We start from the raw sequence: 19,045 nt of genomic DNA on the forward strand, positions 1-19,045 counted from the left end.
CCGCTGGACGATACCGGTCTGCTGGATACCCGCGCTGAGCATGTACATCGCGACGATCGTTACCGTCGCGGTGTTGGCAAAACCCGAGATCGCCGCCCGGTGGCCCACGCCGGTCAGCGGCTCGAGTGCCGCCAGCGAGACGATGATTCCGATCGCGGTCACGTCGTTTGGAATGAGTTCCGAAACGAACAGCACGAGGGCGACGGCGATGAGTCCGAATACCACCAGTGCACCGGTGGGAAGCTCCGTCCCGATCATCGGCCGTCCTCGGCGAGTCCCTCGTCGCTCATACTCTTGTTTCTGTGAGCTATTGCCAAATTCATGTTTCGGCATGTCTCCGATCGGCCAGTCGCTCTCGAGGGATGACTACCGGTTCGCCCCGATCGGCCAGTGGATATATGAAGGTGGGGTTCCTCGCCGCTGGCAAGTGGGGGAACTGCCGGACTGAAGCGGCTGATCGTTCGATCGACCGTGCCTCTCGTAGTAGTTATTTCTTACATCTGATACGATACAGAACATACTATTTTCATTAGATGTAGTGATAACCCGACGACGGCATCGGGATATTGAGACATCTCGGGAAAATATTTCTCCATATCGACGATACTCATTAACGATGTTCAATAGATATTACCGCCAATAGGGGCTCACACACCGTTTAATCGTTCAAAGCAATCAAATATTTGGTATGTATATCAGAGGATTAATTATGGATGATGAATGATTGAGGCCGTATGACAGAATATGGGTTGAACCGACGGCGGTTCATGAAGGTGGGGACTGCCCTTGGTATGGCGGGGGCGCTTCCGGTGAACTCCGTAGCGGCTTCGGAATCCACACCGGAACTCGAGAAGTTCGTTCAGCCGATGCCGATCCCGGAGGTCCGGGAGCCGGACGGCTGGTGGCGTGGTGGGGACTACTACGAGATTTCGATGGAGGAGGTCGAGAAGAAGGTCCATCCGGACCTGCCGCCGACGACGATGTGGGGCTTCGACGGACAGGTTCCCGGGCCGGTCATCAAGTCACACCGCTACGAGCGGATCAACGTCCGGTACGATAACAGCGACCTCCCGGATGAGCACATCTTCGAGGTCGACGATATGATCCACGGGACGTCCACGGAGGACTACGACGGCTACGACGGGCCCGTGCCGGACGTCCGTACGTCGATTCACCAGCACGGCCTCAACGTCGAGCGCTCGAGCGACGGACAGGCCCGCGCGTGGAACGCCCCCGACGGGACGAAAGGTCCGCAGTTCGCCAAACACGTCCACGAACTGCCCAACCGCCAGGAGCGGATGACCTCGACCTACCACGATCACGCCCTCGGCGTCAGCCGCCTCAACAACTACGCCGGCCTGCACGGCTTCTACGTCATCGAGGGCTGGGAAGAGAAGCGACTGGACCTTCCGCGCGGCGAGTACGACGTGCCGATCATGCTCGAGGACCGCTCGTTCGAGGCGGACGGCTCGCTCCACTACCCCGACTCGTTCGTCGCGAATTTCGCGGGCGATACCGCGTTCATCAACGGCGCGGTGTGGCCGTACATGGAGGTCGAACCTCGACGCTACCGGTTCCGACTGGTCAACCACTCGAACGGCCGCACGTTCGCCCTCGCGCTGGAAACCGAGGACGGCCACGACGCTCCGGCGATGCACCAGATCGCGCCCGGCCACGGGTTCCTCGAAGACGTCGTCTCCATCGGTCACGAGGGCGACCTCGAGTCGTTGATCATCTCGCCGTACGAGCGCGCCGAGGTCATCGTCGACTTCTCGGAGTACGCCGGCGAGACGCTCACCATGACCAACGACGCCGCGTTCCCGTATGCGGGGCCCGACGACGGTCACGACGACGACGGCCACGGTGGCGGCATTGAAGGGATGGACGGCGACGGCGGCAAGGATATGGGCGGCGACGAGCACTTCCCCGAGATTCCGGAGCTCATGCAGTTCCGCGTCGCGGACTCCGTCAGCGAGCCCGATCGCAGCGCCGAGCCGACCGAGCTGGACCTGCCGGGCTGGTCCGGGCCCAACAAAAACGCCGTCAAAGAGACGCGCCAGATGACGCTGGGCATGCGGATGAAGATGAACGAGCCCGACCTTCACGTCCTCAATGGCACGGCCTCCTTCGAGGACGGCGACTACGCCCAGCCCCAGCTCGGGACGACCGAGATCTGGGAACTCGAGAACACCGGCCACCACTCGCATCCGATCCACCTCCACCTCGTCAACTTCGAGATCATCGGCCGCGGGTCGGACGGGACCCACGAGCCCGCACCCAACGAGCGCGGGCCGAAGGACATCGTCCGCGTCGACCCGGGCGAAACCGCCCGTATCCTCGTGAAGTTCGAGAACTACACCGGCAAGTACCCGTGGCACTGCCACGTCCTCGAGCACGAGGAACACGCGATGATGAGCCAGTTCGAGGTCGTCCGCGGGAACGGCCGTGGGAAGGGACGCGACCGGGACCGTGGCCGACGTGATCGGGATCGCGGAGACCGAGACCGTGATCGAGGAGAACGGGACCGAGACCGTGGCTGGCGCGACCGGGATCGCGGGGAACGGGACCGGGACCGCGGAAACGGCTGGGGCCGCGACGATGAAGACGACGATGACGACTGGGGCTGGTAACAGCCGCCCCTTCCTGACGCGTCGGTAGCCGTCTGGATCTCCCTTTCTGTCCCGAAGTCACGGATCGCTTCAGGCTTGGTCGATACCTTTGCGGTATTCCTCGACCGACTCGATCGCCGACTCGACCTTGTCTTCGGTGTCACCGTCTGTCTGCTCGCGGACCTGCCGGAGCGTATTGAGCCGTTCGTCTAGAAGGGCGTGATCCGGTTCGGGATCGCCCATCGCGTAGTCGGCGAACGCGTCCGTCGTCTCGCGAATGTCCTCGCGAACGTCGTCGCTGTCGGCCGATTTCGCCGCCTGCTCGAGGTCGTCACGGGCCCGCTGGAGGTGCTCCGTCATGGGCGGACCGACGACAAGCCGAGTCATAACGGTTGGGCGAGCAGTGGCCACGTTCGATCTCGGTCCGGCGCGCCGAGGCGTCGGATCGCCCGGGGCGGTGGACGGGGTTCTACCCACCTCTTACAGCCTTCAGCGTGGAATACGGGTCCCCTTCCAACGGCAGGGCGGGGATACGAGAGGCGCTCGCGAGGGAAACGTCGGGACTACCCGGGATACTAACTGGCAGCTTTTTTCCGACTCAGCCCTCCGTCTCGGTCGCACCATGCCAGTATCACGACGAACGGCCCTGAAAACGATGGGCGTTGCGGGCGGACTGACTGCGGCAAGCGGCGCCGTGCTTGCCAGCGGTGAACACGAAGACGACGAGCGCTCGACCGACGAGAAATCGAAAGACGCGGGCGGTGCGGCCGTCCGGGTCGCCCACTTCTCACCGGACGCGCCGAACGTCGACGTTTACGTCAACGGCGAGCGCGTGCTCGCAGACGTCGCCTACGGCGACGTCTCGCCGTATCTCGAGCTCAAGCCGGGGACCTACACGGTGACGATCACGGCCGCAGGCGATCCCGAGACGGTCGCGTTCGAGGGCGAGGTGACGTTTGGCCCCGCGTTCTACACCGTCGCAGCGATCGGCGAACTCGGGGCGGAGACCTTCCAGCCGGCAGTCCTGGTCGACGCGGGCTCGGCGCTCGTTCGGCTCGTCCACGCCTCGCCGGACGCTCCGGCAGTCGACGTTTACGCCGACGACGAACTCGTCTTCGAGAACGTCGCGTTCACAGATTCGACCGACTACGTTCCGGTCCCGGCCGGCGCACGAACCGTCTCCGTCCGACCGGCCGGCGGCGACGAGACCGTGGCCTCCTTCGACGTGACACTCGAGCGGGGCACCGCCTACACCGCGTACGCGATCGGCTATCTCTCGCCGCCGAACGAGGGCGACCCCGCGTTTACCGTCCAGCCGACGGTCGACGGGCCGATGGCCGACGCCACGACGGACGACCACGACTCCGCGTAGTAGCGGAACACGACGGAGACCGGCGTCCCGTCGGTATCGCCTCGGCTCGTCGGTCGCTCGTCGCCTCCCTTCTCCGCCGCATCGTGTCGTCGTCGAGCGGCCGCCTCGGAGACCGACCGCTCGAGGACGTCGGTCTCCCGCTTCGGTCACCACACATGCGAGCGCGTAAAGTGGCTCGAGCCCGTGACTCCGCTAATGAGTGACGCGCAAGGTCCCCTTCAGCCGGACCGTCCGGACGTCGATCGCTCGTTCGAGGTCGACGCCCCCTTCGAGCCCGCGGGCGACCAGCCCGAGGCGATCGAGCAGCTGGCCGACGGCTTCCGATCGGGGATGGACAAACAGACCCTGCTGGGCGTGACCGGCTCGGGGAAGACCAACACCGTCTCGTGGGTGGTCGAAGAGATCGAGAAGCCGACGCTGGTCATCGCCCACAACAAGACGCTGGCGGCCCAGCTCTACGAGGAGTTCCGGAACCTGTTCCCGGACAACGCCGTCGAGTACTTCGTCTCCTACTACGACTACTACCAGCCCGAGGCCTACGTCGAGCAGACCGACACCTACATCGACAAGGACGCCTCGATCAACGACGAGATCGACCGTCTGCGCCACTCCGCGACCCGTTCGCTGCTGACCCGCGAGGACGTCATCGTCGTCGCCTCGGTGTCGGCGATCTACGGCCTCGGCGACCCGCGTAACTACGTCGACATGTCGCTGCGACTCGAGGTCGGCGAGGAGATCGGCCGCGACGAACTGCTGGCCCAACTCGTGGACCTGAACTACGAGCGCAACGACGTCGACTTCACGCAGGGCACCTTTCGGGTCCGGGGCGACACCATCGAGATCTACCCGATGTACGGCCGCTACGCCGTCCGGGTCGAGCTCTGGGGCGACGAGATCGACCGCATGGTCAAGGTCGACCCCCTCGAGGGCGAAACCCAGGGCGAACAACAGGCCGTCCTCGTCCACCCCGCGGAGCACTATTCGATCCCCGAGACGACGCTCGAGGAGGCGATGGACGAGATTCGCGACGATCTCGACTCCCGCATCTCCTATTTCGAGCGGAAGGGCGACCTGATCGCCGCCCAGCGCATCGAGGAGCGGACGACGTTCGACCTCGAGATGATGCAGGAGACGGGCTACTGTTCGGGGATCGAGAACTACTCCGTCTACCTCTCCGATCGGGAGTCGGGCGAAGCGCCGTACACCTTGCTCGACTACTTCCCCGACGACTTCCTCACCGTGGTCGACGAGTCCCACGTCACCCTCCCCCAGATCCGGGGCCAGTACGCCGGCGACAAGTCCCGAAAGGACTCGCTGGTCGAGAACGGCTTCCGGCTCCCCACGGCCTACGACAATCGGCCGCTGACCTTCGAGGAGTTCGAGGAGAAGACCGACCAGACGCTGTACGTCTCGGCGACGCCGGGTGACTACGAGCGCGAGGAGAGCGACCGGATCGTCGAACAGATCGTTCGCCCGACTCACCTCGTCGACCCGAAGGTCGAGGTCTCGGACGCGACTGGGCAGGTCGACGACCTGATGGATCGCATCGACGAGCGCATCGAGCGCGACGAGCGCACCCTCGTGACGACGCTGACGAAGCGGATGGCCGAGGACCTCACGGAGTACCTCGAGGAATCGGGCGTCGACGTGGCCTACATGCACGACGAGACCGACACCCTGGAACGACACGAGATCATCCGCTCCCTTCGATTAGGAGAGATCGACGTGCTCGTCGGGATCAACCTTCTGCGGGAGGGTCTGGACATCCCCGAGGTCTCGCTCGTGGCGATTTTGGACGCCGACCAGGAGGGATTCCTGCGCTCCGAGACCACGCTCGTCCAGACGATGGGGCGGGCCGCGCGAAACGTCAACGGCGAGGTCGTCCTCTACGCCGACGAACCATCGAACGCGATGGAGTCCGCGATCGAGGAGACCCAGCGCCGCCGCGAGATCCAGCAGGAGTTCAACGAGGAACACGGCTACGAACCGACCACGATCGAGAAGGAGGTCGGCGAGACGAACCTTCCGGGGAGCAAGACCGACACCACCGAGGTCTCGGGGCGGGAACTCGAGGACGAAGACGACGCCGCGCGGTACATCGACGAACTCGAGGAGCGGATGCAGGAGGCCGCCAGCAACCTCGAGTTCGAACTGGCCGCCGACATTCGTGACCGGATTCGGGAGGTGCGCGAGGAGTTCGACCTCGACGGTGGCGAGGACGAGGGGATCGCGCCGCCGGCCGAGGAGTTCTAGCCGTCCGGCCTTCGGGGCTCTGTTGTGTCCCGACCCGACGATTACTCGCGCTCGAGGCTTCCCGGAGCGACGGGACAGCCACAGGGTGAGGCGGTGCCGACGCCAGGGGCGGCGACGGTCACGACCCAGACGGGGCGACCGCAGCGGGGGCAGTCGGGAACCGACCACGCCTCGTCGCCCGATTTGCCGGTCGGTTCGGCGACGATGACGATCGGCGCCGCGTCACCGTTGTCGTCGGTCATCGGTCCCTCCGTGAATCGCGCGGGCGGTCCCGGCGATCGGATGCTGTCGCTGGTCGCTCGAGTTGATCCCACCGGTGCGGGACGTTTATATTCCGCTAGAAAGTACGCAATCATGGATTTGAATCCCTCGTGGGGATTGGAAGCCAGTCTCGGGTGTTCCGACCATCCGGGGCGTTTTGACGGTCGCCCCAACCGTTCGTGCGTTCGGAGACCGGCTTCCGGTTGAATGTTGGATCACTAAAACTTATGACTATTGGTAAACGGGTGGAAATATAGTCGGTGGCTCGAGTAACGAGGACACCTACCCTCAGTACTTGCTGTAATCCTCAGTGGAACTTTTATCCGGATGATGGAGATGGGTGGAGGGTGGGGTACAATCGTAGCTCGGCTACCACCGAACGGTTCTCACAGCACGCCGAACCTGAACTCCGCCATCCCGAACACGGGCCCCACAGCAGGTTGAGCGCGACGCCGACGACCACGGCGGGCAGGAAGTTGTAGACCGTCGCGACGATGGCGGCTTTGGCGTCGACGGCCAGCAGCGGGAACAGGGCGTCGCCGTCCTGAGCGATCGCGTTGGCGGTCAGCGCCGAGAAGGGCAGACCGCTGGCGTCGGCCCGACGACTCGAGCGGTCGCGGAGACGCGTCTCGCTGTCGGACCGAAGACCGCAAAACGGAGACCGAGCCGCGTCGCTACTCGTGGTCGTCGCGCAAGTGTTCGATCGCGTGGAGTTCCACCACGGGAACGATCTTCGCGATGGTGAGGAAGAACAGACAGACCATCCCGATCGTGCCGAGGATCGAGGCGATCTCGATCAGGCTCGGCACGTAGACGCCCGGAACAGCCGCGTAGATGTCGAAGGTGGGGTGGAGGAATCCTTCGACGACGAACAGCACCTTCTCGAGGATCGTCGCGGTGAGGACGGCGAGGCCGGCGACGACGGCCCGTCGCTTGGTGAACAGCGTCGGCCGGATCGACTGGGCGAAGATGTACGCCAGCGTGACGAAGACCAGCGACATCGAGGTGAGGTAGATGGGATTGGTGGCTCTCGCCAGGGCCGCGACGGTCAGGTCGATCGGCGCCTTGAACAGGCCGGTGATGTTCTGCTGAAGCTGGAGCCATAGGAAGAGCAGACAGAAGAACCCGAGCCACAGCAGTAGTCCGCGGAAGATGTCGTCCGTGAAGATGTGATCCCAGTCGTAGGCGTATCGGAACGCGTACGCGAGGATGATCACGCCGCTGATGGCGGAGGTCAACGCGATGGTGAGGAACTGCGGCCCCTGCACGCCGCCGAACCAGGTCGGATAGTTCGGCAGCACGGCGAACAGCCACGGAATGACGCCGCCGTGGAGCAACAGCGGGGCCATGATGATGATCGCCAGCGCGAGCCACCAGACCATCCGATCGACGATCCGGTCTTCCGTCTCGGTGTAGCCGATCGTCATCATCCGGTAGAGCGGATCGAGCCGATCCGGCAACTGATCGCGCAGTCGGGTCACGTCGTAGCGCAGCGTTAGCCCGAGGTAGGTCGCCGTCAGCACGAAGTAGGCCGTGATGACCGTCACGTCCCACACCAGCGGCGAGCCGTGGATCGTGATGTGGTAGTGACCGATGACGCTCGTGACCATCCGGTCCGGTCGGCCGAGGTGAACGATGATGTAGAACCCCGCCGCGGAGAGGCCACTGAGGGTCAGCATTTCGGCGAGGCGTGCGACCGGCATGTACCGATCCATCCCCAGGAGTCGAACGGCGGCCGAGAGGATGATCCCGCCGTGGGCGATGCCGACCCACCAGATGAACGCGCCGATGTAGATCCCCCACGTGACGCCGCCGCCGCTCCCCCAGTCACCCAACGCGGTGACGACCAGCCCTTCCTGCAGCTGGTAGGCCCAGCCCACGAGGAACGCGAGCAGCGCCAACCCGGCGACCGCGACCATAATGAAATACGTTTTCGAGGTCGTTCCGATCGGCCGCAGAATATCGGCCTCACTCGGCGTTTTCGTCCCCATTGTGATACCCTAAGACACGCAACCGACCCCCTTTCCTCCGTGCGGTGCATTTGCAAGCCCAAGGTGGTCCCCTGTACGCACGGGACATGCGAAATCGACGCACGCGGCGAGTACTCGTTATAGCTCGAGCGTGTAGACCACTTCTCGGCGCTGTTCGCCGCCGATCTCGACCTCGTCTTCGTCGGTCGGCTCGAAGCCGTGCGTCTCGTAGAACTCCCGGCCGCTCTCGTTGGAGGCGAGATCGATCGCGCGCATCCGCTTCATGTTGAAATCCCGCAGGTCCTCGCGAAGCCGCTCGTAGAGGGCGGTCCCGATCCCCTCGTTCTGGTGGTCCGGATGGACGGACATTCGGAGTACGTCGCCTTCCTCCGCCGTGACGACGCCATGGGTGAAGCCGACGATTTCGCCGTCGTCTACTTCCGCGACGATGAACGCAGTGCCGGGTTTCGACAGCGCCGTCTCGAGGGCCTCGTCGCCGTACCACTCGTCGATCGTTTCGTCGATGGTTTCGGCGTCGAGTTCGTCGTAGGTGTCGTGCCACGTCTCGCGGGCAACGGCTCTGATCTGCTCGCGGTCGTCGCGAGTGGCTGGTCGGATCTCCATACGGGACACTACGACAGGGAGTACCAAAGTGGTATCACCTCACTGTGTTAGGGGCGCCGTAGCCGGGGTGCGTATCGGGCCTCGCGGTCGAATGACATGCCGCACGAACCGGTTCCGACGCGGGGGACCGCCGTCCATGTAGTAACAACTGAACCGATGTACACACCGATCGCACAGTCCGCGGGTCTCGCGCTCGCTGCTCGCTCCGAACCGCACTTTCGTCGTGCGATCGGGTGTGCAGTGACGGTCAGACTATAGCTCGAGCGTGTAGACTGCCTCGGGGTAGTACTCGCCGTCGATCTCGACCTCGCCCTCGTCGGTCTGCTCGAAGCCGAGTCCTTCGTAGAAGGCGCGGCTGGCGTCGTTGAACGCGAAGTCGAACGACCGAACTCGCTCGGCCTCGTGGGATTCGATCTCCGCCATCAGTCGCTCGTGGAGTCGAGAGCCGATCCCCTCTCCCTGATGGTCCGGATGGACGTACATCCGGAGGATGTCTGCCGTCTCGCCCTGGACGACCGCGTGCGTGAAGCCGACGAGGTTACCGTCCTCCTCCGCGACGAGGACGACGGTTCCGGGAGCCTCGAGCGGCATCGAGTCGTCGGTGTACCAGTTGTCGACCGTCCGGTCGATCATGTCGTCCTCGAGTTCGTCGTAGGTGTCGTGCCACGTCGCGCGGGCGACCTCCGTGATGGGATCGAAGTCGTCGGCCGTCGCGGGTCGAACGTTCATACCTCGTACTTGTGAGGTAGGGCTTAAATAACTCGCTGACACGAGGGCGACAGTCAGCCTCGAACTCCTCGCTCGAGCCCGTGAGTACGTCATTCGACGATCCGGCGCGGCTCACTCGCGAACGTCGAACCCTCGGTCGCGGAGCAGGTCCGGTACCCGGTCGCGGTGATCGCCCTGGAGTTCGATTCGCCGGTCGTCGACCGTCCCACCGGTCCCCAGCGAACTCTTGAGTTCCGACGCGGTCGATTCGATCTCCGATTTCGGCAGGTCGAACCCCTCGATGATCGTCACCGGCTTGTCGTAGCGCCGACTTTCGGTTCGTAGCGACAGCACTTGCTGTGAGGTCTCGAGGTCGCCCTGGCTGTCCAGTTCGTCGAGCAAGTCGTCGAGGTCGTCGTCTGCCATATCCTCACATGTATCGTGCGCGGGGATAGCCCTGACCTTGCGCTCGCAACGCGCTCGACTTCACGGGACCGACGCTACCCGCCGCAGTCAGAGCCGCGATTTGATCGTCTCGGCGGTCTTCTCGCCGATTCCCTCGACGCTCCGGAGGTCCTCGAGGCTCGCCTCGCGGACGTTCTCGACGCTTCCGAACCGCCCGAGGAGTCGCTTTCGAGTCTCGGGGCCGACCCCCTGCACGTCGTCTAGCACCGTCTTGACCTCGTCGCGGACGGTCTGGTGGTACTGGACGGCGAAGCGGTGGGCTTCGTCGCGCACCCGCTGGAGGAGGTGGAGGTGGGGCGCGTCGCTGGGCCACGAGAACTCCCGATCCGGGGTGATCACGCGCTCCTCGGCTTTCGCCAGCGCGACTGCCGGCACGTCCCAGCCGACCGCGGCGAGCGCGTCACGGGCCGCCTCGAGCTGCCCCGCGCCGCCGTCGATCAACAGCAGATCGGGGTCGGGCCGGTCGTCGCGGCCCTCGACGGCGCGGCGGGCGCGCCACTCGAGCAGCGCGCGCATGTTGTCGTAGTCGTCGTTCTGGTCGGTGAGCTTCTTCCGCCGGTAATCGGCCTTCTCGGCGCTGCCGTCGACGAATGTCACGTCGCTGCCGACCGCCGACTTCCCCTGCGCGTGGCTCACGTCGAAGCCCTCGATTCGGTTCGCAGCATCGATCTCGAGGGCGTCGGCGAGCATGCCGCACTCGTCGCGCCGGCCGACGTTTCGCCGGGCGTTTTTCAGCGCCAGATCGACGAGCTTGGCCTCCCGGCCCGCGCCCGGGACGCGGACCGAGACGCCCGCCGCCTCGAGCCAGGCCGCGACCTCCTCGTCGCCGTGGCGCTCGGGCAGGAGCAAGGCGTCGGGCAACTCGCGCTCGGCGTAGTACTGGACGATGAAGGCCGCGAGCACGCTCGGAACACCGTCCGTCTCTCGCGGAGAATCTCCGCTCGAGGATCGCGAGGAGCGTGGCTCCTCGCCCTCGCCCCCGCCGCCACCCGCGGAGCCGGGTGCCTCGAGCATGTGGCGGTCCCGGTCGACCAGCTTGCCGTCCTCGGCGCGCAGCCGGGCGACGGTCGCGTCCTCGCCCTCGACGGCGACCCCGAGGACGTCGACGGCCCGCTCGTCGCCGATCGACTGGACCGCCTCGCCGCCCTCGCCGTGGAACGCCTGCACGGTCTCGAGCCGATCGCGCAGGTTCGCCGCGCGCTCGAAGTTCTGCTCCTGTGACGCGGTCTCCATCGCCCGACACAGCGGGTCCGCGAGGATCCCCGTCTCGCCCTCGAGGAAGCGTTCGACGGCGGTCACGTCCTCGCGGTAGCTCTCGAGGTCGATCTCGCGGGTGCAGGGGGCGGTACAGAGCCCCATCTCGTAGTCCAGACACGGCCGGTCGCGGCCCGAATACTTGTGGTCCGAACAGCCGCGGACGCCGTAGGTCTCGCGGAGGGCCTTCACGACCGTCTCGACCTGTTTCTTGCTGGTGTAGGGGCCGAAGACGGTCGCGGACTCGTCGGGATCCCGCGTTACCTCGATCCGGGGCGCATCGTGGGCCGTCAGCTGGACCATCGGATACGACTTGTCGTCCTTGAGTCGGACGTTGTAGCGGGGCTGGTGGCGCTTGATCAGGTTCGCCTCGAGCAGCAAGGCCTGCGTCTCGGTGTCCGTGACGGCGATTTCGACCCCATCGGCGCGGTCGACCATCCGGCGGATCCGCGCGCTCCGGGGATCGGCGTAGGACCGCACCCGGTCGCGCAGGTCGACCGCCTTCCCGACGTAGAGGGTGGTATCGCCCTCCCGGAACTGGTAGACGCCGGGCTCTCGCGGCAACGATCCGGCCCGCTCGCGAACCCCGTCGGCGTTCATCGGCGGGCCTAGGGAGTCGGCGAATTTCAGCCTGACTCCTCGTCGCCGAGCCACTCCGACCCGGGTCGGTCGGTTCGCGCTCGTTCGTCGTTCGATCGTTCGCTCGTCGGCCGCTCACCGCCACCGCCGCCGCTCTCGACGGCGTCACTATCGACCCCGAGTGCCGATCCCGGCCGGATCGCGGCCTCGAGGTCGGCGGCTACGTCGGCTCCGCGATCGACCCCCGCCGCAGATAGCTCGATATCGCTGCCGCCGTTCACCCGAATGCGGAGTCGGCGCGAGCGCGAGCGGACGTAGCGGGCGACGAAGGCGACCGCGAGGACGAACGCGGCGACGCCGCCCGCCAGGATCCCCCAGTCGACCAGCAGGAGGGCAGTTTCGATCGCCGAGAACACGCCGTTGACGGCGTTCGTGACGGCGTCGACTCCCGGCAGGGAGGCCGCCGACTCGAAGTCGGCGTCCGGCGCGAACCCGGAGAAGTCGACGGATCGAGCCGTCTCGACGAGCGTGATGCCGACGACGGCCGCGACGAGCGCCCAGCAGAGTTGGCTCAGCCGCTGGGCCGTTTCGACGGTCACGGTCCCGACGTTCGGCCGCTCGACCTCGCGGAAGTTCCGGCCGCTCGCACTGGGGGTAAACACCAGCACGCGGCGGGTCGTCACGGCGACCGTCGCCCCCTCGAGGCCGACGCGTCGCTCGATGGTTTCCCCGTCGGCACACAGCTGGTCGATGTTCTCGCTCCACCGGTCGGCGCGGTCGGCTCGAGTCTTTCCCATCGGTTCTCGTCGTCGTCGATCCGACGCCGACCCTCAAGTACGACGGGGCTCGTTCGAGCGTGTAAGCTGTGCCTTCCGTCCTCGCACCGCCGAGCGAACGCGGTACATTCTCGGTCCTCGACCGCCAACCCGCTGCGCATGAGCGACTCGACGATTCGATGCTGGCTCGTCGAACGGGAACTTGGCGATCGAGACTTCGTGACGCTGGTCTACGCGACGCCGGACGGCTCGCGGTTCCAGCAGCGCCAGCGGTCTTCGACGGCGTTGCGAACTGGCCCTGCCGTCACCGCCGCAGTCGAGATCCCCGAGGACGAACTCGAGTCGGTCCCCGACGACGAGACCCGCGAGCGATACGCGACGGAGGTCGACCGGACCGCCGATCGATACGCGCCCGACGATCCGATATAGGCCTAGTCGTCAAACGACTGAAACGACGTGCGAGCACTCGAGCATACTGAAATCGATGCTTTCAGCCGCAATAGTGATGTCAAAAACCTTATCGGGGAACGCTGTGTCCATACGGACATGCCAGCTATCACAGTCGACAACCTGACCAAATCCTTCGGTCAGACCCTCGCGCTCGACGACCTCTCCTTCCAGGTCGAAGAGGGTGAGGTGTTCGGCTTCCTCGGTCCCAACGGTGCCGGCAAGTCGACGACGATCAACGTCGTCCTGGATTTCGCCCGCCCGACTGATGGTTCGGTCTCCGTCCTCGGCATGGACGCCCAGCGACAGAGTCGAGAGATCCGAAAGCGGACCGGCGTCCTCCCCGAAGGCGTCGAGACCTACGACCGGCTGACCGCCCGGCAACACCTCGAGTTCGCGATCGACTCGAAAAACGCCGACGACGATCCCGAGGCGCTGCTCGAGCGCGTCGGCCTCGAGGACGCAATCGACAGGAAAGCCGGCGGATTCTCGAAGGGGATGTCCCAGCGACTGATGCTCGCAATGGCGCTGGTCGGCGAGCCCGACCTGCTGATCCTCGACGAGCCCTCCACCGGTCTCGACCCCAACGGGGCCCGCGAGATGCGCGAACTCGTCCGCGAGGAGAACGAGCGGGGCGCGACCGTCTTCTTCTCGAGTCACATCATGGAGCAGGTCGAGGCGGTCTGCGACCGCGTCGGCATCCTCCGTGACGGCGAGATGGTCGCTGTCGACTCCGTCGAGGGACTGCGCGACTCCGTCGAGGGCGGCACGACGCTCCGGGTCACCGTCGACCGCCTCGACGACGACGCCCTCCAGGCAGTTCGCTCGCTACCTGACGTGACTCACGCGACCGTCGAGGGTCAGAACCCGCCGACGCTCGTCGCCGAAGTTACCGGCTCGAAGACCGCCGTCCTCTCGGCGCTCGAGGACCGCGGCATCGAGGTCCAGGACTTCGAGACGACCGAGGCATCGCTCGAGGACGTCTTCCAGTCGTACACGACCGACGCCGAGGAGGTGCACGCGCGATGAGCACCGAAACCGGTACCGCCGGGTCGGCCGGCGGCTCGACCTCGAGCTCGATCAACCTCGAGAGCGTTCGCGCGGTCGCGAAGAAGGACTTTCAGGACGCGGTTCGTTCGTGGCTGTTCTGGGGGTTGAGTATCTTCTTCTTCCTGCTGCTGGCCGCTATATCCGCTATCTTGGTTTTCGCGGATTTCAACGACTTCACGACGCTGGACTTCATTAGAAGGTTCAGTCAGGTAACCAAACTCGTCGTTCCGCTGATCGCGCTCGTGCTCGGCTGGAAGTCGATAGCCGGTGAGCGTGAGACGGGGAGTATCAAAGTCCTGCTGTCGCTGCCCCACTCCCGGAAAGACGTTCTTCTCGGCAAGCTGTTTGGTCGGTCGACAGTGCTCTCGCTGTCGTTGCTCATCGGCTCTCTGATCGGGATAATCGCCCTCGCGTTCGCCGTGACCGAGTTTTCTTTCCCCGACTACATCGCCTTCCTCCTGGTGACGATCCTGTACGGATTGGCATACGTGAGCATCGCCGTTTCGCTCTCGTCGCTGACCCGATCGACGACGATCGCCGGTGCGGCGATGTTCGGCGTCTTCGTCCTCTTCTATATCGTCTGGAACGCGATCCGGACCGCGCTCTCCATCCTGATGGCAATGGGGCACATCGAGGGCGTTACCTACACGGGAACGAACTTCGCGGGTCGAGAGCAAGAGATGATTCGGTTGCCCGATTGGGCGCTGTTCATCGATATGATCGATCCGGGGACCGCGTATCAGAACACGATCACGCTATTCAGTGACGTTTCGAACGGAGCGATCGGAACTACCTACCCCGAAGGTGCCTTCGTGGACGGGATCCCCTTCTATCTGCAGGACTGGTTCTCCCTCGTCATCCTGCTGTTCTGGATCGTCGTTCCGATGGTGGTCGCGCTCTTCCTGTTCGACCGCGGCGATATCTGATCGGGGACAGCATTCGAGCACCGGACCTCTTCCTTACAGTTCGGCTTCGTTTTCGTTGGGTATCCGTTTACATCACCGCCCGTAGTACGGCGTTCCGTGACCGATTGCATCTTCTACGGCGGGAAAGGTGGCGTCGGCAAGACGACCTGTGCGGCCGCGACGGGGCTCTCGCTTGCCGCCGCCGGCCGAGAGACGCTGGTCGTCTCGACCGACCCTGCCCACTCGCTGGCCGACTCCTTCGAGGCCGATCTCGGGTCGGAACCGACCGAACTCGAGCGTCCACCGTCGCTCGAGTCCGACGCCGACGCGGGCGACCTGTGGGCCGTCGAGATCGACCCCGAAGCGCGCAAGGAGCGCTACGAAAAACTAGCGCGGGCGCTGGCGGCCGACCTCCGGAGCGCCGGCATTAGACTCTCTGACGAGGAGATCGAGCGCTTTTTCGCCGCTGGTGCGCCGGCCGGGAGCGACGAGATCGCGGCGCTCGATCTGCTGGTCGAGTACGTCGACGCGGGGCGGTGGGACACCGTCGTCTTCGACACCGCCCCGACGGGCCACACCCTGCGGCTGTTCGACATGCCCGAGGCGATGGGACTGGCCCTCGAGACGGCCCAGTCGCTTCGCGGACAGGCGAGACGGATCGGAAACGCGGCCCGAACGGCGGTGTTCGGACCGATGTCGATGATGACCGGAAAGGACGACGAGGAGGAGAGCCTCGAGACGTTTCGGGCCCGCCTCGAGCGCGCTCGCGAGATCCTCACCGATCCCGGGCGCACCGAGTTTCGCGTCGTCCTGATTCCGGAGTCGATGGCGATTTCGGAGACGGAGCGACTCGTCGACCGGCTTCGCGAGGCCGGCGTCGCGGTCGATCGACTGGTCGTCAATCGGGTGCTCGAGGACCCCCACGAAGGCTGCCCGCGCTGTCGATCCCAGCAGGCGCGCCACGAGAAACGGCTGGCAGAAATTCGGGAGACGTTCCCCGATCTCGAGGTGGTGACGCTGCCGGATCTCGAGGGGGAGGTGCAGGGCCGCGAATCGCTCGCCGTGATCGCCGATCGACTGCCGACCTGAGCGTCGGCCAATTCCAGTGACCGTCGGCTTTATCATAGTGAAATGATAACAACTAGCTATGACGTCCGCGCTCGATAGAGCCTCCTCCCCCCTTCTCACGGCGATCGGTGTTGCCGTCGCGCTCGTCGCGTTCGTCGGCACGCAGTTTCTGGGCTGGGAGTGGGGATCGGGACGACTCGTTCCGACGATCGTCGGCGTCGCTGCCGCCGCGATTGCCGTTTCCGTGTTCGTTACCCGTCGCGGTCTGCGGTGAATCGGTTCACGCCTAAAAAATCTATATACTGACACTAGCCACGAAGCTTATACGCGTTTCCCGGCTGTTCGAACCCGTAGCTGGCACGCTACTGATCCACGTGAGACTCCTCGAGAAGTACCTGGAACGGCTGAACCGGACGAAATCGCCACAGCGGATTTATCGGTGTTCGAACTGCGGTTGTACCTACGGGTCCAACGACGGGACCTGTCAGGAGTGCTGGAACGAACGACTCGTTCGGATCGAGTAGGGGCCCCGGGCGGTCCCCGATCCGTCCGCTCCGCGCTATTCGAGGTCGATCCCGTTCTCCTCGAGCAGCGCCTGGAACTCGTTCCCGTCGAGGATCGGCACGTCGTTGTCCTCGGCGTCGCTCCGCTTCGTCGCACCCGGATTCCCGCCGGCGACGAGGTAGTCCGTGTTCCCCGAGACGCTGCTCGTCGCGTTCGCGCCGTGAGTTTCGACGAGGTCCTGAGCCTCGCCTCTGGTCAGCCCCTCGAGCGAGCCGGTGAAGACGAAGGTGAGCCCCGCGAGTTCGTCGCCGCCGGGCTCGACGTCGGCCTCCTGTGGCGAGACGTGCTCGAGCACGTCGTCGACGACGGCGGTGTTGGCCTCGCTCGCGAAGAACTCGTGGATCGTCTCGGCGACGGTCTCGCCGATCTCGTCGACGCCCTCGAGGCGATCGGGCTCGTCCTCGGCGGCCTCCCGGAACGCCGCGAAGGTACCGAACTCCCGGGCGAGCTCGCGGGCCGTCGTCGGGCCGACGTGGGGGATGCCCAGCGCCGAGACGAAGTCCGGAAGCGGCGGCTCGCGGCTGGCCTCGATTTCGGCCAGGAGGTTCTCGGCGCTGGTCTCGCCCCAGCCCTCGAGGTCGGTCAGCTCGTCCGCGTCGAGTTCGTAGAGGTCCGCGACCGTCTCGAGGAGCCCCGCGTCGACCAGCTGGCGGACGCTCTTCTCGCCCAGTCCCTCGAGGTCGAGACCGTCGTCGCCCGCGTAGTACTCGATCGATCGGCGGAGCTGTGCGTCACAGCCCAGTCCGCCGGTACAGAACGCGATGGGGCCGTCGCGCTCGACGGGGCTGTCGCAGACGGGGCAGGTGTCGGGTAGTTCGTAGTGGCCCTCGCTCCCCTTCTCGACGACCTCTTCGACGTAGGGGATCACGTCGCCCGCCCGCTGAACGCGGACCGTGTCGCCGATATTGACGTTCTTCTCGGCGATCTCCTCGGGGTTGTGCAGGCTCGCGCGCGAGACGGTGACGCCGCCGACGTCGACCGGCTCGAGCAGGGCGACGGGGGTCAGCCGCCCCGTCCGACCGACCTGAACCGCTACGTCGGCGATCCGCGTGATCTCCGCGCGGGCGGGAAACTTGTAGGCGAACGCCCAGCGGTCGTGGCGGGCCGTCCGGCCGAGTTCCTCGCGCGCGTCGCGCGAGTCGACCTTGATCACGACGCCGTCGATCTCGTAGTCCAGGTCGTCGCGGGCCTCGAGCATGCGGTCGCGGTAGTCGATCGCGTCCGCGATGTTCTCGACCACTTCGATGCGATCGTTCGTCCGCAGGCCGAACTCGGGGAAGCGCTCGAGTTCCGCGCGATGGCTGTCCTCGAGTTCGCTGGCCTCGAGCACGTCGAAGAAGAAGACGTCGAGCGGGCGCTCGGCGACGACCGAGGGGTCGAGCTGGCGGATCGTCCCTGCGGTCGCGTTCCGTGGGTTGGCGAAGGCCTCCTGGCCGCGCTCGATGCGCTCGCGGTTGTGTTCCTGAAAGGCGTCTTTCGGCATGTAGACCTCGCCCCGCACCGCGAGGAAGTCGGGGTAGTCGCCGTGGAGTCGCTGGGGCACGGAGCCGATGGTGCGGGCGTTGGCCGTTACGTCGTCGCCCTCCCGGCCGTCACCGCGGGTGACCGCGCGCTCGAGCGATCCGTCCTCGTAGACGAACTCCATCGAGACGCCGTCGAATTTGGGTTCGCAGACGTAGTCGACGTCGCCGACCTCCCGTTGCACGCGATCGCCGAACTCCCGGACGTCCTCGGCGTCGCCGCTCTGGTCGATCGAGAGCATCGGCGCAACGTGTTCGACCGTCTCGAACTCCTCGAGCGGTTCGCCGCCGACGGCCCGCGTCGGGCTGTCGGGATGGGTGAGGTCGAAGGCGTCTTCGAGGTCGCGCAGCCGGGCGAAGAGCGCGTCGTACGTGCGATCGGCGATCAACGGCTCGCTCTCGACGTAGTACCGGCGATCGTGCTCGCGGATCGCCTCGCGGAGCAGTTCGACCTGCCGCTCGGCCTCGCTCTCCGAGAGCTCCTCGACCGGTTCGAAGTCGGTCGGCGGATCCCGGAGATAGGGATTTTCTTCGTCCTCGTCGGCGACAGACATTGCTCGAGGGTTGCCGCCCGCCCCCCGTTAACGTTACTGACCGCAGACCCGTCGGTCCGCCACGCC

General features: G+C 65.4%; 17 protein-coding genes and 2 pseudogenes. 8 read left to right on the plus strand and 11 right to left on the minus strand.

Translation table 11 applies throughout. The features are described 5' to 3' along the window. Positions 1-258 (minus strand): annotated as a pseudogene (locus NDO75_RS15425) (SLC13 family permease); the annotation flags it as partial. 476 nt (positions 259-734) lie between these two features. On the opposite strand from NDO75_RS15425, the gene NDO75_RS15430 reads away from it, so the two are divergent. After that, positions 735-2,630 carry a multicopper oxidase domain-containing protein gene (locus NDO75_RS15430; RefSeq protein WP_310907444.1) on the plus strand — a complete coding sequence of 632 codons (1,896 nt, stop codon included), beginning with the start codon at positions 735-737 and terminating at the stop codon, positions 2,628-2,630. A gap of 69 nt (positions 2,631-2,699) precedes the next feature. Here NDO75_RS15430 and NDO75_RS15435 read toward each other — a convergent pair whose 3' ends face one another. Next, positions 2,700-2,969, minus strand: a complete 270-nt coding sequence (locus tag NDO75_RS15435; protein ID WP_310907445.1) for a hypothetical protein — start codon at positions 2,967-2,969, stop codon at positions 2,700-2,702. Between the two features lie 295 nt (positions 2,970-3,264). On the opposite strand from NDO75_RS15435, the gene NDO75_RS15440 reads away from it, so the two are divergent. Next, the gene (locus NDO75_RS15440) at positions 3,265-3,981 is read left to right on the plus strand and encodes a DUF4397 domain-containing protein (RefSeq protein WP_310907549.1); all 717 of its coding nucleotides are present in this window, start codon (positions 3,265-3,267) and stop codon (positions 3,979-3,981) included. A gap of 195 nt (positions 3,982-4,176) precedes the next feature. Beyond that, positions 4,177-6,234 carry an excinuclease ABC subunit UvrB gene (gene uvrB / locus NDO75_RS15445; protein ID WP_310907446.1) on the plus strand — a complete coding sequence of 686 codons (2,058 nt, stop codon included), beginning with the start codon at positions 4,177-4,179 and terminating at the stop codon, positions 6,232-6,234. A gap of 41 nt (positions 6,235-6,275) precedes the next feature. On the opposite strand, the gene NDO75_RS15450 is transcribed toward uvrB, so the two are convergent. The 8 genes and pseudogenes from NDO75_RS15450 to NDO75_RS15485 all read right to left on the minus strand — a co-directional run bounded on the left by NDO75_RS15450 (position 6,276) and on the right by NDO75_RS15485 (position 12,892). After that, positions 6,276-6,476 (minus strand): hypothetical protein, encoded by a 201-nt coding sequence (locus tag NDO75_RS15450; RefSeq protein WP_310907447.1) that lies wholly within the window; start codon positions 6,474-6,476, stop codon positions 6,276-6,278. 405 nt (positions 6,477-6,881) lie between these two features. Further along, positions 6,882-7,081 (minus strand): annotated as a pseudogene (locus tag NDO75_RS15455) (putative manganese transporter); the annotation flags it as partial. 88 nt (positions 7,082-7,169) lie between these two features. Continuing rightward, positions 7,170-8,486, minus strand: coding sequence for an NrfD/PsrC family molybdoenzyme membrane anchor subunit (gene nrfD / locus NDO75_RS15460; RefSeq protein WP_310907449.1), 1,317 nt, complete (start codon positions 8,484-8,486; stop codon positions 7,170-7,172). A gap of 117 nt (positions 8,487-8,603) precedes the next feature. Continuing rightward, positions 8,604-9,089 carry a GNAT family N-acetyltransferase gene (locus tag NDO75_RS15465; RefSeq protein ID WP_310907450.1) on the minus strand — a complete coding sequence of 162 codons (486 nt, stop codon included), beginning with the start codon at positions 9,087-9,089 and terminating at the stop codon, positions 8,604-8,606. A 252-nt stretch (positions 9,090-9,341) separates the two neighbouring features. Beyond that, positions 9,342-9,818, minus strand: coding sequence for a GNAT family N-acetyltransferase (locus NDO75_RS15470; RefSeq protein WP_310907451.1), 477 nt, complete (start codon positions 9,816-9,818; stop codon positions 9,342-9,344). Positions 9,819-9,929: 111 nt separating this feature from the next. Next, the gene (locus NDO75_RS15475) at positions 9,930-10,223 is read right to left on the minus strand and encodes a translation initiation factor (RefSeq protein WP_310907452.1); all 294 of its coding nucleotides are present in this window, start codon (positions 10,221-10,223) and stop codon (positions 9,930-9,932) included. A gap of 87 nt (positions 10,224-10,310) precedes the next feature. Then, complete coding sequence (locus tag NDO75_RS15480) at positions 10,311-12,116, minus strand: excinuclease ABC subunit C (protein WP_310907453.1); 1,806 nt, start codon at positions 12,114-12,116, stop codon at positions 10,311-10,313. Between the two features lie 26 nt (positions 12,117-12,142). Continuing rightward, the gene (locus NDO75_RS15485; protein WP_310907454.1) at positions 12,143-12,892 is read right to left on the minus strand and encodes a hypothetical protein; all 750 of its coding nucleotides are present in this window, start codon (positions 12,890-12,892) and stop codon (positions 12,143-12,145) included. Positions 12,893-13,030: 138 nt separating this feature from the next. Here NDO75_RS15485 and NDO75_RS15490 point away from each other — a divergent pair, with 138 nt between their 5' ends. The 5 genes from NDO75_RS15490 (at position 13,031) to NDO75_RS15510 (ending at position 16,615) form a co-directional block, all read left to right on the plus strand. Next, the gene (locus NDO75_RS15490) at positions 13,031-13,300 is read left to right on the plus strand and encodes a hypothetical protein (RefSeq protein ID WP_310907455.1); all 270 of its coding nucleotides are present in this window, start codon (positions 13,031-13,033) and stop codon (positions 13,298-13,300) included. A 117-nt stretch (positions 13,301-13,417) separates the two neighbouring features. Then, positions 13,418-14,347: an ABC transporter ATP-binding protein gene (locus NDO75_RS15495; RefSeq protein WP_310907456.1), complete on the plus strand. Its 930-nt coding sequence runs from the start codon at positions 13,418-13,420 to the stop codon at positions 14,345-14,347. Next, positions 14,344-15,294, plus strand: coding sequence for an ABC transporter permease (locus NDO75_RS15500; RefSeq protein WP_310907457.1), 951 nt, complete (start codon positions 14,344-14,346; stop codon positions 15,292-15,294). Before NDO75_RS15495 ends, NDO75_RS15500 begins: the two co-directional genes overlap by 4 nt. A 96-nt stretch (positions 15,295-15,390) precedes the next feature. After that, the gene (locus NDO75_RS15505; RefSeq protein ID WP_310907458.1) at positions 15,391-16,362 is read left to right on the plus strand and encodes a TRC40/GET3/ArsA family transport-energizing ATPase; all 972 of its coding nucleotides are present in this window, start codon (positions 15,391-15,393) and stop codon (positions 16,360-16,362) included. 58 nt (positions 16,363-16,420) lie between these two features. After that, a complete protein-coding gene (locus tag NDO75_RS15510) occupies positions 16,421-16,615 on the plus strand; it encodes a multidrug transporter (protein ID WP_310907460.1) in 195 nt (64 codons plus the stop codon). A 285-nt stretch (positions 16,616-16,900) separates the two neighbouring features. Here the strand turns inward: NDO75_RS15510 and ligA are convergent, their stop codons facing one another. Continuing rightward, positions 16,901-18,979, minus strand: a complete 2,079-nt coding sequence (ligA, locus tag NDO75_RS15515) for an NAD-dependent DNA ligase LigA (RefSeq protein WP_310907462.1) — start codon at positions 18,977-18,979, stop codon at positions 16,901-16,903. Between the last annotated feature and the right edge of the window lie 66 nt (positions 18,980-19,045).

It is taken from the genome of Natrinema sp. 1APR25-10V2, assembly GCF_031626495.1.
GTDB lineage: Archaea > Halobacteriota > Halobacteria > Halobacteriales > Natrialbaceae > Natrinema.

Bases quoted from the DNA above. Each gene is read 5' to 3' on its own strand.
- NDO75_RS15430 (WP_310907444.1), top strand. From the start codon at position 735: ATGACAGAATATGGGTTGAACCGACGGCGGTTCATGAAGGTGGGGACT.
- NDO75_RS15435 (WP_310907445.1), bottom strand. From the start codon at position 2,969: ATGACGGAGCACCTCCAGCGGGCCCGTGACGACCTCGAGCAGGCGGCG.
- NDO75_RS15440 (WP_310907549.1), top strand. From the start codon at position 3,265: ATGGGCGTTGCGGGCGGACTGACTGCGGCAAGCGGCGCCGTGCTTGCC.
- uvrB (WP_310907446.1), top strand. From the start codon at position 4,177: ATGAGTGACGCGCAAGGTCCCCTTCAGCCGGACCGTCCGGACGTCGAT.
- NDO75_RS15450 (WP_310907447.1), bottom strand. From the start codon at position 6,476: ATGACCGACGACAACGGTGACGCGGCGCCGATCGTCATCGTCGCCGAA.
- nrfD (WP_310907449.1), bottom strand. From the start codon at position 8,486: ATGGGGACGAAAACGCCGAGTGAGGCCGATATTCTGCGGCCGATCGGA.
- NDO75_RS15465 (WP_310907450.1), bottom strand. From the start codon at position 9,089: ATGGAGATCCGACCAGCCACTCGCGACGACCGCGAGCAGATCAGAGCC.
- NDO75_RS15470 (WP_310907451.1), bottom strand. From the start codon at position 9,818: ATGAACGTTCGACCCGCGACGGCCGACGACTTCGATCCCATCACGGAG.
- NDO75_RS15475 (WP_310907452.1), bottom strand. From the start codon at position 10,223: ATGGCAGACGACGACCTCGACGACTTGCTCGACGAACTGGACAGCCAG.
- NDO75_RS15480 (WP_310907453.1), bottom strand. From the start codon at position 12,116: ATGAACGCCGACGGGGTTCGCGAGCGGGCCGGATCGTTGCCGCGAGAG.
- NDO75_RS15485 (WP_310907454.1), bottom strand. From the start codon at position 12,892: ATGGGAAAGACTCGAGCCGACCGCGCCGACCGGTGGAGCGAGAACATC.
- NDO75_RS15490 (WP_310907455.1), top strand. From the start codon at position 13,031: ATGAGCGACTCGACGATTCGATGCTGGCTCGTCGAACGGGAACTTGGC.
- NDO75_RS15495 (WP_310907456.1), top strand. From the start codon at position 13,418: ATGCCAGCTATCACAGTCGACAACCTGACCAAATCCTTCGGTCAGACC.
- NDO75_RS15500 (WP_310907457.1), top strand. From the start codon at position 14,344: ATGAGCACCGAAACCGGTACCGCCGGGTCGGCCGGCGGCTCGACCTCG.
- NDO75_RS15510 (WP_310907460.1), top strand. From the start codon at position 16,421: ATGACGTCCGCGCTCGATAGAGCCTCCTCCCCCCTTCTCACGGCGATC.
- ligA (WP_310907462.1), bottom strand. From the start codon at position 18,979: ATGTCTGTCGCCGACGAGGACGAAGAAAATCCCTATCTCCGGGATCCG.